The following is a 1,297-nucleotide window of genomic DNA, read 5'->3' as shown; positions in this document are numbered from 1 at the left end:
ACCCTTATAGAGAAAGGCATTTAGCGATTTTTGTCAATTGTTTTTTATCTAGAGCGAACTAATCAATTAAGTCTCTTGCCAGATAAGGATTTAGTCGATTTATGCCCCCCTATCGAACCATACCAAGTAACGAAGAACCTCATTAATTAGGGTTTGATAACCCATTCCTGCGGTTTCAGCCTGTTCTCGAAAATAAGCTAGAATCTCATCATCTAGATAAATGGTAATGTGTGTTTTTCCCTGAGAGGAAATGAGCGCCCCTCGTTTTCCTTTAGAAAAATCATATTCCTTTCTCATAAGTTTTTCTCTCTTGTTTTGTAGCACGACGAGCAGAAATCAAGCGAATGACTTCACCCCGCAAAGTATCACACGAATCGCCTTACCTTCCCACTTAGAGGAATATTCAGGGGGAATGACAACTGTGCCATGATGAAGAATCATTTTAAATTCAATCGCTTCCATTCGTTAAGTTTAATAAAGTGTTGTATCAAGTTTAACCCAATCAATCCATGGAGTTTTAGGGGATGAAAAGAAAGCCGCAAAAAAGCGATCGCTTTTTCCCAATCAAATATAATTTAGGTAGAAAATTGCCAAAAAACCTCTATGCTCAACGGGTACAAAATTATTGATGCTGATTCCCATGTCATTGAACCCCCCGCAATGTGGGGCCAATACCTAGAACCTAAATTTAGGGAATTTGCTCCTTCTGCTGACATGAAAATCAAAGGAGAACCGATTAGTCAAAAAATCTCCCCACAAGTCCAAGCAGAAGGGAATAAGCAGATGATGCAAGCTCATCCCCATGCTTATCTCAATCGCTATAACCCAGAGTCCCATGTTCAATCTATGACACAAATGGGCATAGATGTGGCTTTTATTTATCCTAATTACGGACTGTGGTTATTTGCCATTGATAGCCTACCTGCTGAAGTGATGGGGGCTTTTGTCCGTGCTTACAATACATGGTTATATGAAGAATTTTGTAGCTATGACCCGGCTAGACTGAAAGGAGTGGCTGCAGTCAATCAACATGATCCCGAAGATATGGTCAAAGAGCTAAACCGCATGGCAAACTTGGGCTGGAAGGCGGTTTTTTTGCGCCCTAATCCCGTTAAAGGCAGAATTTTGAGCGATCCAGCCTATGAACCCTTTTGGGCGGCCTGCGAGGATTTGGACATGGCTGTAGGAATTCATGAGGGACATTGGAGTCGTTTACCCACCACCGGTGCCGATCGATTTAACACCCGTTTTGCCCTTCATGCTTGTTCTCACCCCATGGAGCAGATGATGGCACTGT

Annotated in this window: 1 protein-coding gene and 1 pseudogene; one reads left to right on the top strand and one right to left on the bottom strand. The window is 42.3% G+C overall.

The window, feature by feature from the left end; genetic code table 11:
- Positions 1-120 precede the first annotated feature (120 nt).
- Positions 121-297: pseudogene (locus tag PX482_RS14175) on the bottom strand (BrnA antitoxin family protein); the annotation flags it as partial.
- A 306-nt stretch (positions 298-603) separates the two neighbouring features.
- On the opposite strand from PX482_RS14175, the gene PX482_RS14170 reads away from it, so the two are divergent.
- Positions 604-1,297 (top strand): amidohydrolase family protein (locus PX482_RS14170; RefSeq protein ID WP_288122581.1); only part of this gene is annotated, 694 nt, incomplete at its 3' end.

The sequence above is a fragment of the Microcystis sp. M53602_WE12 genome (genome assembly GCF_030065455.1).
Classification (GTDB): Bacteria; Cyanobacteriota; Cyanobacteriia; order Cyanobacteriales; family Microcystaceae; genus Microcystis; species Microcystis aeruginosa.
The sequence above is the reverse complement of the archived record's forward strand: the minus strand, read 5'-3'. Positions and strand labels throughout refer to the sequence as shown.